1 pseudogene is annotated in these 466 nt (G+C 66.1%); it reads left to right on the forward strand.

Going from position 1 to position 466, the window contains the following annotated elements:
• Positions 1–466, forward strand: a pseudogene (locus MOV75_RS41810) (undecaprenyl-phosphate glucose phosphotransferase); the annotation flags it as partial.

Consider the following 466-nt stretch of genomic DNA (forward strand, 5'->3'; position numbering starts at 1 on the left):
AGCCCTTCGTGGAGCGCCGCCGCCGGCTGTCGCCCGCTGCGCTCGAAGTCGTCAACCAGAAGGTCGCCCGCGCCTATTCGCCGATCGTGATCGCCGGCTTCGTGCGCGTGGCCGACTTCGCGCTGCTGAGCCTCGTCGGTATCGCCCTCTATCTCGGCTATGTGATGCCGCTCTCCGGCTTCAGCTGGGTCTATCCGGCGGAGGTCATCGCCGTGGCGATCGCCGCCGTAGTCTGCTTCCAGGCCGCCGATATCTATCAGGTGCAGCTGTTCCGCGGGCAGCTGCGGCAGATGACACGGATGATCTCGTCCTGGTCGTTCGTCTTCCTGCTGTTCATCGGCATCTCCTTCTTCGCCAAATACGGCAGCGAAATCTCGCGGCTGTGGCTTGCCGCCTTCTACTTCCTCGGGCTCGCCGCGCTGATCGCCGAGCGCCTGGTGCTGCGCTCGCTGGTGCGCGGCTGGGC

Origin of the sequence: Bradyrhizobium sp. PRIMUS42, assembly GCF_023006515.1 — a bacterium.
In the GTDB taxonomy this organism is placed as follows: domain Bacteria; phylum Pseudomonadota; class Alphaproteobacteria; order Rhizobiales; family Xanthobacteraceae; genus Bradyrhizobium.